Origin of the sequence: Microbacterium soli (genome assembly GCF_039539005.1) — a bacterium.
In the GTDB taxonomy this organism is placed as follows: domain Bacteria; phylum Actinomycetota; class Actinomycetes; order Actinomycetales; family Microbacteriaceae; genus Microbacterium; species Microbacterium soli.
Genome location: NZ_BAABCP010000001.1, coordinates 2554249 through 2567471, shown reverse-complemented (window position 1 = coordinate 2567471; position 13223 = coordinate 2554249). Strand labels below are relative to the sequence as shown.

The 13223-nt window shown below is 67.9% G+C and carries 15 protein-coding genes; 2 read left to right on the top strand and 13 right to left on the bottom strand.

All coding sequences use genetic code 11. From position 1 onward, the window contains the following. Positions 1 to 210: 210 nt before the first annotated feature. The 11 genes from ABD770_RS12120 to rplU form a co-directional block, all read right to left on the bottom strand. Positions 211 to 1320 carry a fatty acid desaturase family protein gene (locus tag ABD770_RS12120; protein WP_344819821.1) on the bottom strand — a complete coding sequence of 370 codons (1110 nt, stop codon included), beginning with the start codon at positions 1318 to 1320 and terminating at the stop codon, positions 211 to 213. Between the two features lie 501 nt (positions 1321 to 1821). Then, positions 1822 to 1914: a helix-turn-helix domain-containing protein gene (locus ABD770_RS12115; RefSeq protein ID WP_344819820.1), complete on the bottom strand. Its 93-nt coding sequence runs from the start codon at positions 1912 to 1914 to the stop codon at positions 1822 to 1824. A 451-nt stretch (positions 1915 to 2365) separates the two neighbouring features. After that, on the bottom strand, positions 2366 to 2743 hold the full coding sequence (gene rsfS / locus ABD770_RS12110; protein WP_344819819.1) for a ribosome silencing factor: 378 nt from the start codon (positions 2741 to 2743) through the stop codon (positions 2366 to 2368). Further along, positions 2743 to 3879 (bottom strand): hypothetical protein, encoded by a 1137-nt coding sequence (locus ABD770_RS12105; RefSeq protein ID WP_344819818.1) that lies wholly within the window; start codon positions 3877 to 3879, stop codon positions 2743 to 2745. The genes rsfS and ABD770_RS12105 overlap by 1 nt, the downstream gene beginning before the upstream one ends. Continuing rightward, a complete protein-coding gene (gene nadD, locus ABD770_RS12100; RefSeq protein ID WP_344819817.1) occupies positions 3876 to 4478 on the bottom strand; it encodes a nicotinate-nucleotide adenylyltransferase in 603 nt (200 codons plus the stop codon). Before nadD ends, ABD770_RS12105 begins: the two co-directional genes overlap by 4 nt. Before the next feature lie 7 nt (positions 4479 to 4485). Next, complete coding sequence (locus ABD770_RS12095) at positions 4486 to 4698, bottom strand: hypothetical protein (protein ID WP_344819816.1); 213 nt, start codon at positions 4696 to 4698, stop codon at positions 4486 to 4488. A 49-nt stretch (positions 4699 to 4747) separates the two neighbouring features. Continuing rightward, positions 4748 to 6025, bottom strand: a complete 1278-nt coding sequence (locus ABD770_RS12090) for a glutamate-5-semialdehyde dehydrogenase (protein ID WP_344819815.1) — start codon at positions 6023 to 6025, stop codon at positions 4748 to 4750. A gap of 81 nt (positions 6026 to 6106) precedes the next feature. Next, positions 6107 to 6895, bottom strand: coding sequence for a glutamate 5-kinase (proB, locus tag ABD770_RS12085; RefSeq protein ID WP_344819814.1), 789 nt, complete (start codon positions 6893 to 6895; stop codon positions 6107 to 6109). Continuing rightward, positions 6892 to 8397 (bottom strand): GTPase ObgE, encoded by a 1506-nt coding sequence (gene obgE, locus ABD770_RS12080; protein ID WP_344819813.1) that lies wholly within the window; start codon positions 8395 to 8397, stop codon positions 6892 to 6894. The genes proB and obgE overlap by 4 nt, the downstream gene beginning before the upstream one ends. Positions 8398 to 8494: 97 nt before the next feature. After that, positions 8495 to 8752, bottom strand: a complete 258-nt coding sequence (gene rpmA / locus ABD770_RS12075; RefSeq protein WP_344819812.1) for a 50S ribosomal protein L27 — start codon at positions 8750 to 8752, stop codon at positions 8495 to 8497. An 18-nt stretch (positions 8753 to 8770) separates the two neighbouring features. Then, complete coding sequence (rplU, locus tag ABD770_RS12070; protein WP_344819811.1) at positions 8771 to 9079, bottom strand: 50S ribosomal protein L21; 309 nt, start codon at positions 9077 to 9079, stop codon at positions 8771 to 8773. Between the two features lie 216 nt (positions 9080 to 9295). Here rplU and ABD770_RS12065 point away from each other — a divergent pair, with 216 nt between their 5' ends. Further along, entirely contained in the window at positions 9296 to 9562 is a 267-nt protein-coding gene (locus tag ABD770_RS12065; RefSeq protein WP_344819810.1) for a DUF4031 domain-containing protein, read from the top strand. Here the strand turns inward: ABD770_RS12065 and ABD770_RS12060 are convergent. Further along, entirely contained in the window at positions 9527 to 11821 is a 2295-nt protein-coding gene (locus ABD770_RS12060) for an Rne/Rng family ribonuclease (protein ID WP_344819809.1), read from the bottom strand. The genes ABD770_RS12065 and ABD770_RS12060 overlap by 36 nt on opposite strands. A 267-nt stretch (positions 11822 to 12088) precedes the next feature. On the opposite strand from ABD770_RS12060, the gene ABD770_RS12055 reads away from it, so the two are divergent. Continuing rightward, on the top strand, positions 12089 to 12700 hold the full coding sequence (locus ABD770_RS12055; RefSeq protein WP_344819808.1) for a vitamin K epoxide reductase family protein: 612 nt from the start codon (positions 12089 to 12091) through the stop codon (positions 12698 to 12700). Positions 12701 to 12808: 108 nt separating this feature from the next. On the opposite strand, the gene ndk is transcribed toward ABD770_RS12055, so the two are convergent. Next, positions 12809 to 13222, bottom strand: a complete 414-nt coding sequence (gene ndk, locus ABD770_RS12050) for a nucleoside-diphosphate kinase (protein ID WP_344819806.1) — start codon at positions 13220 to 13222, stop codon at positions 12809 to 12811. Position 13223 lies beyond the last annotated feature (1 nt).

Below are 13223 nucleotides of genomic sequence, written 5' to 3'. Positions count from 1 at the left end.
ACGGGTCGGGGCAGGGCACGCTGGGCGACGAGGTGGAAGCCAGCGCTGAACGCGTTCGCGATCGCCTTCGAAGGCCGAATCAACTAATGACCGCCGGCCCAGAAACACCGTTCATCGGACACACCCGTGGCTGGAGACGGGGCGTATGCGTGTCCAGACTCGCGTACTTCGCGCTCCCACCGCTCGATCCACTCGCCACGGGTTGGATAGTCACACTCGGCGATACCGGGCATTGATGGGACACTCGAACGGATCACGAGCCGAGAGACCGACACGGTTCAGGTAGTCAATGACGATCGCGTAAGAACGACCCAGTGATGTCTCGGTGTACGGGACGCCCAGTTCCCGGCAGTGTTCGCGGACGATACGCCGCGCGCGCGAAAGAAACGGGCGGGACATGCTCGGGAACAGGTGATGTTCGACCTGGTAGTTGAGGCCGCCCATGAGCGAAGTCGCCCACCACCCACCCCGAATGTTCCGCGAGGTACGCACCTGCTTCGTGAAGAAGTCGAGCTTCGCGTCGTGAGCGATCACCGGCATCCCTTTGTGATTGGGGGCGAAAGAGGCTCCCATATACACGCCGAAGACCGCGACTTGAATCCCCAGGAACGCGAAAGCCATACCTATAGGAAGCAAGAGGAAGAGCGGGGTGATCAGGAGGGCGAACCGCGCGGCGATGATGGCAAGCTCGATCCAGCGCCCTTTTACCGGTTCCCTGCTCAGAAGGTGGCGGAGGCTGTGGAAGTGGAGGTTCAGCCCCTCTAATGTGAGCAGAGGGAAGAAGAACCAGCCTTGTCGCTTCGTGATAGCGCGCCGCAATCCTCTCGCCTGGACCGCGTCTTCTTCGAGGAACGAGATGGTATCGACCTGGATATCGGGATCCTTGCCCACTCGGTTCGGGTTGGAGTGGTGGCGGCTATGCTTGGAGTCCCACCAGGAGTAGCTCATTCCGATGGCCCCGGCGAGGACGCGCGCAAGACGATCGTTTGCCGGACCGAGGGAGAGGATCTGCCGGTGCGCCGCTTCGTGGGCGAGAAACGCGATCTGCGTGAAGACGATACCCAGAGCTCCCGCGATGATGAGCTGGAACCAGCTCTCTCCCAGCAGAACGAATCCGGCTATCGTGCCGCCGAGAGCGACCACGAGAACCAGTCCGACCAGAACGTAGAACCAGGGCGCCCGACGCAGGAGACCCGCATCCCTCACCTGCTGCGAGACCCGCGTATAAGCCTTCGCTATCGGCGGAAAATCCCCGGCACGGGCGCGAGTCGCGCGTACGGGGCCGAGACCGTTGAGTTCTTGTATCTTTGTTACCGACATGGGCGGTACCTGCTTCCATCACGAGCACTTCTGAGGCGAGGCCCTTGTGGAGCTACGGCATTTGCCGATCGCTACTCTGACGATAGTTCGCCAACCCGGTGTTCCCCTGTACGCCGCCGCGAATCACGATGTCGAAGTCCGTTCCTGCCATAGGTGAAGGCATGCACCAGGATCGTCGCCGAGGGCTGGGTGGAGAACACGTTGGACTATTGCCAGACGCACAGACCTTGACCAGATGGTTGTCTTCCGTGTTCAGCCACAATCGTTACTGGCCGGTGCGGGTCTCGTCTCAGCCTCCGAACTGGACCAGGCTCAGTATCGTCTGAGCCGCGAAAAGTGCTAACGAAAGTGCTAAGCACTCTGTATTTCGGAGTATCGCCGTGGAGTTATCCACATGCCACACGTCGTAGATCGTTGATTTCATGCAGCAGAACGGCCTACCGAGATTCGCGGCGCGAGGGGGTCGAGGTCAGTTCAACTCCCGCGTCGCCGTCGGGTTCATCACCGCGTCTTCGCCCACACCGTGCCCCGGTGCACCCCGAACTGACGAGCCACGGCCTTCACGCTGATGCCCTGTGCGCGGGCTGTTCGCATAGCGTCCACTTCCTCGTCGGTCAGGCGTGTTCGAGGTCGTTTCTTTGGTTCCGCCGACACGCCGATCAACGGGTCGTCGGCCTCGCCGTCGGACTCTGCATCCGCGCAAACCCCTTGATTCCACGCGGAAACCAGCCTCTCGACCCGAGGTCGCCTGTTCCCGCAACGCTCCATTGCTTCCACCATTGTTCTGAATCGCGACGTGGTCGACGTGGCTCGGGCGCCCCTCCCTGTTCGCGGAGAACCGAACTTTGCTCCCAGAGCATTCCGCCTCGACTTTCCCACCAGGCCGGCCCGAGGCGCCTCAACGTCCGGGCAATCGGCAAGGCAGACGGGCAGGCGGAACCGCGTGGTCGCTGTCAAGCACGCGCGTTCCCATGATCGTGGACGCATACGCGACTGGACGCAGCCGGCGACGGGGAACCGGATCGACGGCGCGTGTCGGCAGCCCCTACTCCCCCGCGACCTTCTCGGCGAGCTCGACCGGCAGCACGGGGCAGTCCTTCCAGAGCCGCTCGAGACCGTAGTACACGCGCTCCTCGGCGTGGAAGACGTGCACGATCAGATCCCCGAAGTCCAGCAGCACCCAGCGTGCCTCGGAGCGCCCCTCACGACGCACCCGGCGATGACCGGCCTCGTGCAGCCGGTCCTCGATCTCGTCGGCGATCGCGGCGACGTTGCGCTCGCTGCTGCCGCTGACCAACAGGAAGACGTCGACGAGCGGCAGGGGCTCGGAGACGTCGAGAGCGACGAGATCCTCCCCGCCCTTGGCATCCGCCGCCTCCGCGGCGATTCGAAGCATCTCGCGGGTGTTCTCCGGGGACTGCATCAGTCGAGGACTCCAGTGGTGAAGGCGATGACGAGTGTGGCGGCGAGCACGATCGCCAGCCCGCCGGCGACGACCGCCAGGGTGAGCATGAGCTTGTTTCCCTTTTCGGGTGCCGGCGGTCGGATGACCTCGCCGGCGGGCTTGGAGGTGCTGACCGCGGCGCTGGCGGCGATGGGCGTGGGCGACGACGTGGGCGCGAGCTCGCCGTCGATGAGCACGGCATCCGCCTCCCTGCCGTCCGTCGTGCCGCGGGCGTGCCCCTGAGAGCCGAGCCCGTCCGGAAGCGCATAGGTGCCGGTGACGAGCATCTCCCCCGTGGCCGCGATCGGCCCCGAGAGGGAACCGGCCTCCGGCGACGGTGTGAAGATCAGGGCGGTGGAGGTGCCGTGCTGCGAGGTGGACGTGTCGCCCTCGAGCAACGCATCGAACAGCGCACCGGAGGCGGGCTCCGCCTTGCCGGGCTTGACGCCGACCCCGAACGCCGCACCCACCTTCGGTCCGTCGGACTGGTCGACTCCAGATACGACGGACGCCGATGGCTCCGCCACCTTCTGCGTCTCGGATTCGGGCTCCGCCACCAAGACGGGAGCGGCTGCGATGACGGGCTCCGGCGTCTCCGACACCGCGGGCGCCTCCGGCTCCTGCTCGGGCCGTGTCTCGAAGATCGACACCGGCACGGCCTGATCCGCAGACGGCATCGGATCGTCCTCCGCGACGGAGGGCGTGCGCCCGGGAAGCGAGTCGAACGACGGGCCCGTACCGACGGACGGATCCGTCGCGAACGGCGGCACACCGGACACCATCGCACGCTGCTGCTCCGGCATCCGGCGCACGTCCTCGACGGAGGCTGTGTCCGTCCCGGCGGCGGTGTCGACCGTGCCGGGAGCGACCTGACGTGCCTGCTGGAGCGCCCGCAGCTGCCGCCGCGTGAGCGGGGCGTGCGGATCGACGGGCTCGACCTGCGTCACGGGGGCGATCTCCACGGGCTCGGCGGCACGCGGCAGCACCGTCGTCGGCTGGACGGCTGCGGCCGTGGCCTCCTCCGCGGTGATGACCGGCGTCGAACCGGTCAGGCGGATCTCGCGCAGCTGCCTGCGCGTGAGCCGTGACTTCCCGTCCTCTTCCGATGTGCTCATGGGTTGCTCCGATACAGATGGTGCTTTGCGATGTACTGGACGACGCCGTCCGGCACCAGATACCAGACCGGCTGTCCGTCGCTGACCCGCTCCCGACACGCGGTCGAGGAGATGGTCAGCGCCGGCACCTCCAGTCGGCTCACGACATCCGTGGGCAGACCGTCCGTGCTGAGCACGTGTCCGGGCCGGGAGACCGCGACGAAGTGCGCGAGGTCCCACAGTTCATCATGGTCCCTCCAACTGAGAATCTGCGCCACGGCATCCGCGCCCGTGATGAAGAAGAGCTGCGCATCCGGCCGCTCGCGCTTCAGATCCCGGAGGGTGTCGATCGTGTAGGTCGGCCCGTCGCGGTCGATGTCGACGCGACTGACGGTGAAGCGAGGATTGGACGCCGTCGCGATCACCGTCATCAGATAGCGGTGCTCGCTGTGCGAGACGTTCTGCTTCTGCCACGGCCGTCCGGTGGGGACGAAGACGACCTCATCGAGCTCGAAGGAGTGCGCCACTTCGCTCGCCGCGACCAGGTGGCCGTGATGTATCGGGTCGAAAGTGCCACCCATCACGCCGATGCGCGGTGCTCGAGCGGTGGAATCCTGCATGTGCGCTCTAGTGGTGGCCGTGGCCGTCCTCACCGTGCTTCTGCGCGAAGGCCTCCGCCTTGCGCGAGTGCCGGTTGGCGACGTTGCGATACGACAGGGTCACCAGCCCCATCGCCGCGAAGACCAACGCGGCGACGACGCCGTAGATGAACGTCTCTGCCTGGACGTTGTGGTGCTCCGCCTCGGCAGCGGCCATCGCGATCTGAGCGACGAGGTTCATTCTGACTCCGTTTCTGGGCGGTCGGGCGAACGCCTGACCAGTCTAGTCCTCAACCCCGTGTCTGGCCTGTGCCCCTGGCCAGCCATTTCGTGCTGGTCAGCTCGGACACGCCCATCGGACCACGGGTGTGCAGCTTCTGGGTCGAGATACCCACCTCGGCTCCGAAGCCGAACTCGGCGCCGTCGGTGAAGCGGGTCGATGCGTTGGCCATCACCACTGCGGAGTCGACCTCGGCCAGGAACCGCTCCGCGTTGCGGGAGTCGGTCGTGATGATCGACTCGGTGTGACCTGTGCTGTAGCGGCGGATGTGGGCGAGCGCGTCGTCCAGCGTGTCCACGACCTTCATGGACACGTCCAGGCTGAGGTACTCGGTGGACCAGTCCTCTTCCGTCGCCGGGATGACGTCGGACACCAACCCGGCGACCGTGTCGTCGCCGTGCACGCTGACGCCCTGGTCCTGCAGGGCGCCGACGACGACGGGCACGAGCGTCGGTGCGGCCTCGCGCAGCACGAGCACCGTCTCCACGGCGTTGCACACGCTGGGCCGCTGCACCTTCGCGTTGACGACGATGTCACGCGCCCACTCCGCGGGGGCCGACTCGTCCAGGACGATGTGCACGACGCCCGCACCGGTCTCGATGACGGGCACCGTCGACTCGGTCACCACGGTCTCGATCAGCGCAGCGCTCCCCCGGGGCACGAGCACATCGATGAAGCCGCGCCCGTGCATCATGGCCTTCGCACCGTCTCGGCCGAAGTCGTCGACGCTCTGGACGGCCTCGGGATCCACCCCGGCCCCCTTCAGGGCAGAGCGCATGAGCTCCACGAGCACGGTGTTCGAATCGAGTGCTGCGCTGCCGCCGCGCAGCACGACGGCGTTGCCGGCGCGCAGAGCCAGCGCGGCGATGTCCACCGTCACGTTCGGACGCGCCTCGTAGATCGCGCCCACGACGCCGAACGGCACGCGGACCTGTTCGAGGGCGACGCCGTTCGGCATCCGATGGCCGCCCAGCACCTGTCCGATGGGGTCGGGCAGTGCGGCGACGTCACGGACGGCGGATGCCAGAGCCGCGACCCGCTTCTCATCCAGGCTCAGTCTGTCGATGAGCGCCTCGCCGATGCCGTTCTCACGGCCCCGCGCGATGTCGGTCGCATTGGCGCTGATGATCCGGGACGCGTTCTCCTCGATCGTGCGGGCGATCGCCTCCAGCGCCCGCTCCTTCTCGCCGCTGGTCAAGCGCGCGATGGACCGGGACGCCTCCTTCGCACGCGCGAGGCGATGCTGAGGAGTCTCCACGGCGGTGTCGGGGTCGGTGAGGATGCTCATCCGGTCAGTGTATCGGCGCGGGGTCACGCCCGGCCGCGTATGACTCGTGAGGATGCGTCCCCGGCTCCGTCCCCGAACGGCTCAGTCCGTGACGGCGGGCTCGAACCAGGTGCCGATCGACGCCCCCTCGAGTGCTCTTCCGACCAGGTCCGCGCTCGTGACCAGCACACCGATGCCCGACGCTGCGGCCATGCGTGCAGCGGAGACCTTGGTCGCCGCCCCACCCGTGCCCACGCTGTTCACGACGGCGGCGCCGAACTCGAGACCCGCCAGGTCGGCGTCGGTCCGAACGAGGTCGATGGGCTCCGCAGTCGGGTCGGTCGGTGGTTTCGTGTACAGCGAGTCGACATCGCTGAGCAGCACGAGCGCGTCGGCATGGACGAGCTGCGCCACCAGCGCCGCGAGTCGGTCGTTGTCCCCGAAGCGGATCTCCTGGGTCGCGACCGTGTCGTTCTCGTTCACGATGGGGAGCACCCCGAGCGCGAGCATCCGATCCATCGCACGGCGTGCGTTGCTGCGCCCGGTCGGATTCTCCAGGTCTCCCGTCGTGAGCAGCACCTGCCCCGCGATGATGCGGAACGGGCGCAGCGCCTCCTGGTAGCGGAACACCAGGAGGTTCTGCCCCACGGCGGCCGCCGCCTGCTGCGTGGCCAGATCCGTCGGACGCGAGTCGAGGTCGAGGACGGGGATGCCCGTGGCGATCGCGCCGGAGGACACGAGGATCACCTCGGTCCCGCGGCGATGCGCGGTGGAGAGCGCCTGGACGATCATCGGGATGCGCCAGGACGCCTCACCGCTGATCGACGACGATCCGACCTTCACGACGATGCGCTCGGCTGCGGCGAGATCCGCCCGGCTGCGGGCGTTCACTCCTCATCCTCGCGGGATGCCGACCGCTGTGCTTCCAACTCGGCCCGTGCAGCCGCCTTGGCGTCCATCCGTGCGTGATACCTCTCTCTTCGCTCTCCCGTCGTACGACGACTGCTGCCGCCGATGCGGTTGTCGGTGCCCCGGGGCGAGCCCATCAGCTCCGCGGTGGAGGTGATCGACGGCTCCCAGTCGAAGACGACGCTGCCGTCGCCGTCGCCGATGATGACCGTCGACCCAGCGGCCGCGCCGGCCTTCAGCAGTGCGTCCTCCACACCCAGCCGCTCCAGGCGGTCGCCCAGGTAGCCCACGGCCTCCTCGTTCTGGAAGTCGGTCTGCTGCACCCAGCGCACCGGCTTGTCGCCGAGCACCCGATACACGTCGCCGTAGGTGCCGCCCTCGACGCGGATGGTGAAGTCCTCCCGGCGCGCCGCGCCCTTCGGGCGGATGACGACGCGCTCCGGCTCCACCTCGACGGCCGTCGTCGCACGGTGCTCGTCGACGAGCTCCGCCAGAGCGAAGCTCAGGGGTCGCAACCCCTCCCGGGATGCCGTGGAGATCTCGAAGACGCGGAACCCGCGCGCCTCGATGTCCGGACGCACGAGCTCGGCCAGGTCGCGGGCCTCCGGCACGTCGATCTTGTTCAACGCGACCAGCTGCGGACGCTCCAGCAGCGGGATCTGCCCCTCGGGCACCTCGTACGCCGCGAGCTCGGCGAGGATCACGTCCAGATCCGACAGCGGATCCCGACCCGGCTCCAGGGTCGCGCAGTCCAGCACGTGCAGCAGTGCGCTGCACCTCTCGACGTGGCGCAGGAACTCAAGCCCCAGCCCACGGCCCTCGCTGGCACCCTCGATGAGGCCGGGGACATCGGCGACGGTGTATCTGCTGTCCCCCGCCTGAACGACGCCCAGGTTCGGATGCAGCGTCGTGAACGGGTAGTCCGCGATCTTCGGACGCGCGGCGGACAGTGCCGCGATGAGACTCGACTTCCCGGCGGACGGATAGCCGACCAGCGCCACATCGGCGACGGTCTTCAGCTCCAGGAGCACGGTCCCCTCATGCCCGGGCGTCCCGAGCAGGGCGAAGCCCGGCGCCTTGCGCTTCGGGGAGGCGAGCGCGGCGTTGCCCAGCCCCCCGCGACCGCCCTCGGCGACGACGAAGCGCTCGCCCGGGGTGACCATGTCGTGCAGGACCTCGCCGTCGGCCGACTTCACGACCGTTCCCAGCGGTACGGGGAGCTCGAGCGTCTCGCCGTCGTACCCGGAACGGTGGTCGCCCATGCCGAAGCCGCCGTTCCCGCTGCTGCGGTGCGGGGAGTGGTGGTACGACAGCAGCGTCGTCACCTGCGGGTCTCCGACGAGCACGATGTCACCGCCGTCACCGCCGTTGCCGCCGTCCGGGCCGCCGAGGGGCTTGAACTTCTCGCGCCGCACGGAGACGCAGCCGTTCCCGCCCCGTCCTGCGCGCAGGTGCAGAGTGACGGTGTCGACGAACGTGACCATGTCGTGCTCCTCAGGGTGTGGACCGGGTCGATGGGGTGTGCTGATACGCAGGACGGGGCGAGCCGAAGCCCGCCCCGTCCGAGATGATCCGCTGCGCTTACTGCGCGGCAGCGACGATGTTGACGACCTTGCGGCCGCTCTTCGTGCCGAACTCGACGGCACCCGCCTCGAGGGCGAACAGCGTGTCGTCGCCTCCGCGGCCGACTCCCGTGCCGGGGTGGAAGTGCGTTCCACGCTGGCGGACGATGATCTCGCCGGCGTTGACGGTCTGGCCGCCGAAGCGCTTCACGCCGAGTCGCTGCGCATTGGAGTCACGACCGTTGCGGGTCGAGCTCGCGCCCTTCTTGTGTGCCATGTCCTGAGCCTTCCGTGCTTACTTGATGCCGGTGATCTTGACGCGCGTGAGCTCCTGACGGTGGCCCTGGCGCTTCTTGTAGCCGGTCTTGTTCTTGTACTTCTGGATGACGATCTTCGGGCCGCGGAGATCGCCGAGGACCTCGGCGGTGACCTTGACCTTCGCCAGCTTGTCCGCGTCGGTGGTCACCGTGGCGCCGTCGACGAGGAGCACGGCGGGAAGCTCGATCTTCTCGCCCTGGGCAGCCTGAACACGGTCGAGCTGAACGATCGTGCCGACCTCGACCTTCTCCTGTCGCCCACCGGCGCGCACTACTGCGTAAACCACTTCATACCTGTTTCGTTGGGGAGCGGATCGCTCCGGGAATCTCACGGGAAGACTGCTGCTTGCGTACGACGCCTCCGCGAAGGGTGCAGACGCAAGACGTTCTCCTGCAACCGGAAAAGCCGACAGGGGTCTCGCACCAAAGGACAACTTTACCGGATGCCGGGCATCGCCGCAAAGCGAGCCGGACGGCGCGTCCGCGGCAATAGGATCGGCGACATGACTGTCCTCGTCGACGACCCCGTCTGGCCCGCACACGGTCGGCTCTGGGCGCACCTGGTCAGTGATTCGGACCTGGCGGAGCTGCACGACTTCGCCCGGATGCAGGGCATCCCCCGGCGCGCCTTCGACCAGGACCACTACGACGTCCCGGCCGACGCCGTGCCGAGGCTCATCGCCGCCGGCGCCGGGCATGTGAGCGGCAAGGAGCTGACCAGACGGCTGATCGCGTCAGGGCTGCGGGTCCGTGCCAGGGACCGGCACTGACTCCGGAACCGCCGGCGCCGATGCCGTGAGCATCGCCGTGCTCACCCGTCGCCGGTTGCGTCCCTGCCCGGGGGCCTTCGGCTCGGGCAGGGAGTTCAGCACGGAGTCCAGCAGCTGCTCCGCCTCGGTCTTCGGGGCCTTGTGCTCGTTCGCGCGCTTCCTGCGGCTCTTCTTGGGTCGCTCGGGGACGAGGGGCGCCTCGGTGGGCGCAGGGGGCGCCTCCTCCTGAGACGGTGCGGGGGCGATCGTCGAGGCGGCGATGGCGGCGAGGGCCGACTTCGCGCCCTCCGTGATGCTGTGCGTCGTGCTCGCGGGCGCCGCGGCCCCGTGGCCCGACGAGGCCTGAGAGGACGACGACCCGCGCGACCTGCGCCCCTGGCCGCCCGACGGCCCGCCACGGTGCTTGACGACCGGGTCGTGGTGCACGATGATGCCGCGCCCCGCGCACACCTCGCACGGCTCGCTGAAGGTCTCCAGGAGCCCCAGCCCCAGCTTCTTCCGCGTCATCTGCACGAGGCCGAGCGAGGTGACCTCGGCGACCTGGTGCTTGGTGCGGTCGCGGCTCAGGCACTCCACCAGCCTCCGCAGCACGAGGTCGCGGTTGGACTCGAGGACCATGTCGATGAAGTCGACGACGATGATGCCGCCGATGTCGCGCAGACGCAGCTGACGGACGATCTCCTCCGCCGCCTCGAGGTTGTTCTTGGTGACGGTCTCCTCGAGGTTTCCTCCGGTGCCCACGAACTTGCCGGTGTTGACGTCGATGACGGTCATCGCCTCGGTGCGGTCGATGACCAGCGAGCCTCCCGAGGGCAGCCAGACCTTCCGGTCCAGCGCCTTCTCGATCTGCTCGGTGATCCGGTGCGCATCGAAGGGGTCGACGTCGTCGGTGTAGGTCTCCACCCGCTCGAGGAGATCGGGGGCGACGCTGCCCAGATACGCGGTGATGGTGTTGTACGCCTCCTCGCCTTGGATCGTCATCCGGGCGAAGTCCTCGTTGAAGACGTCGCGCACGATCTTGACCAGCAGATCGGGCTCCGCATGAAGCAGCGCGGGAGCCTGCTGGCTCTGCACGAGCTTCTGGATGTGCTCCCACTGCGCGGTGAGCCGCTGGACGTCGCGTGTGAGCTGCTCCTCCGTGGCGCCCTCGGCCGCCGTGCGGACGATCACTCCGGAGGACTCGGGCAGCACCTCCTTGAGGATGCGTTTCAGACGCGCCCGCTCGTTGTCGGGGAGCTTGCGGGAGATGCCGTTCATGGATCCGCCCGGCACGTACACCAGGTAACGGCCCGGCAGGGAGATCTGGCTGGTCAGGCGGGCACCCTTGTGCCCCACCGGGTCCTTGGTCACCTGCACGAGCACGCGGTCGCCGGGTTTGAGTGCCAGCTCGATGCGACGCGGCTGATTGCCGGTCTCCACGGCATCCCAGTCCACCTCGCCGGAGTACAGCACGGCGTTGCGTCCGCGGCCGATGTCGACGAAGGCCGCCTCCATGCTCGGGAGCACGTTCTGCACGCGCCCGAGGTAGACGTTGCCGATGAGCGATGCGTCCTGATTGCGGGCGACATAGTGCTCGACGAGCACGTTGTCCTCCAGCACGCCGATCTGCGTGCGGCCGTTGCGCGCGCGCACGACCATCATGCGGTCGACGGACTCGCGACGGGCGAGGAACTCCGCCTCGGTGACGACGGGGCGACGACGACCGGCGTCGCGTCCGTCGCGGCGACGCTGCTTCTTGGCCTCCAGTCGCGTGGACCCCTTGATGGCCTTCGGCTCGGTGATGTATTCGACCGTGCGCTGGCGCTGACGCGGCTCGTCCCTGCCGTCGTCGTCGCCGCGGCGGCGTCGGCCGCCCCGGCGGGAGGAGGACGATCCTCGGTCGTCGTCGCCGTCATCGTGACGGACAGCGGGCAGCGGCACGATCTCGGGCGCATAGAAGTGCAGCTGCGTGGAGACCTTGGAGACGAAGACCTCGGGAAGCAGGCCCAGACTCACCGCCGTCACGGGCTCGGGCTGCTCGGGCTCGACGGGCTCCTCCGGCGCCGCCGCCTCGGGGGCGACGGCGGCCTCCGGCTCCGCAGCCGGCTGCGGCTCGGCGGCCCCCGTGCCAGAGCCGGTCGGCTCCTGCACGGCATCCGCGGCCTCGGCACTGCCGGTGGGCTCCGCCGCGACGTCCGTCGCAGGCAGCTCCTCGGCTACCGGCCGCGCCGGCGTCGTGTCGAGGTCGAGTGTGGTCCTGTCATCGTTCTCATCGGCCATCTCTGGCTTACTCCCTGCGCTGGCACCGAGTGCCTGCGGAAACTCATGCGGCGAAACTGCAACCGCGAACTCATTCGGCATGCGATCCGCTCGGTGGCAGGATCGCGCGGGACATGCGTCCCCGAAGTCTTGACGATGCCATCGCGACTTCCCACAACGGCATCTCCAGTCATTATCGCACCCCCGGAGCGATGGCGCGGCATCCGCCGCGCGGCCCGCAGTCCGCATTCACCCGGATCGCACAGCCATTGCTGGGATAATCCCGATATGACCGCACAGCGAATCCGACCCGTCGGATACGGCATCTGGCTGATCGTCTTCTCCGTGGTCGGCTGGTGGGCGGCTTTCCAGCTGACTGTGGAGAAGTTCTTCCTGCTGGAGAATCCCAGCGAGCAGACCAGCTGCTACGTGAGCGTGATCCTCCAGTGCGACAAGAATCTGGGCTCATGGCAGGGCGAGGTCTTCGGCTTCCCCAACCCCGTCATCGGCCTCACCGGATGGATGGCGGTACTCGTCGTCGGCGTCGCCGTCATCTCGGGCGCGCGCTTCCCGCGCTGGTTCTGGGGGCTGTTCGGGCTGGGCATGCTCGGCGCCATCGCGTTCATCTGCTGGCTGATCGGCCAGAGCATCTACCACCTGGCCGTGCTGTGCCCGTGGTGCATGGTGACATGGGCCGTGACGATACCCGCCTTCATCGCGACGGCCGTCCATCTGCTGCGCAACGGGACGATCACGAGATCGGCTGTGGTGAAGCGGCGGGCGAACCGTCTGATGGCATGGGTCCCCCTGATCACGATCCTGGCCTACGCCGTCGTCATCGCCATGGCTCAACTGGCAGGACTGGACTTCCTCGGTGAGATCGCCGGGCTCATCCGCTGAACCGCAGTCCAGGTCGCCCGCGGCGGCCTCATCCGATCCGGGCCCCGGATGAGGACGGGTCCGGCATCCATCTCGTGATGGATCACCGGACCCGGTCGCGTCGTGCGATCAGAACCAGATGCCGAGCTCGCGCTGAGCGGACTCGGGGCTGTCGGATCCGTGCACGAGGTTCTGCTGCACCTTCAGCCCCCAATCGCGACCGAAGTCCCCGCGGATGGTGCCGGGAGCGGCCGAGGTCGGATCGGTGGTGCCCGCCAGGGAGCGGAATCCTTCGATGACCCGGTTCCCCGCGAGCCGGATGGCGACCGACGGGCCGGACATCATGAACTCGATCAGGGGCTCGTAGAACGGCTTGCCCTCGTGCTCGGCGTAGTGCGCGGCCAGCAGGTCGCGGTCGGGCTCGACCAGGCGGATGTCGACGAGCGAGTAGCCCTTCGCCTCGATGCGGGCGAGGATCGCACCGGTCAGTCCGCGGGCGACGCCGTCGGGCTTGACGAGGACGAGGGTTTCTTCAATGGCCATG